Raw genomic sequence first — 234 nt, 5'->3', positions numbered from 1 at the left:
AGCGTGGCGTGACCCTGCCACGGGCCTAGTCTGACGCGGGCGCTGAGTCCGGAACGAGTTCCGGGCCGTTGTAGTCGATCATGATCATCTCGGCTTTCAACAGGGTGCTCTCAATGTGTTTGGCCTGTACCACCATGTAGTCCAGCTGCGGCGCTACCCAGAACAGGGTGCGCCGTTTTTCTTTGCTGTCCCCGGTACGTTTCTTTTCAACCAGCAGGGTATCCAGTTTGCCCA

1 pseudogene is annotated in these 234 nt (G+C 58.1%); it reads right to left on the bottom strand.

Annotated features, from left to right (window positions below):
* Nucleotides 1–25: 25 nt before the first annotated feature.
* Nucleotides 26–234: pseudogene (locus tag A3730_RS31610) on the bottom strand (DUF3108 domain-containing protein); the annotation flags it as partial.

It is taken from the genome of Alcanivorax sp. HI0044 (assembly GCF_001634945.1).
This window is presented reverse-complemented; position numbering and strand designations above follow the sequence as displayed.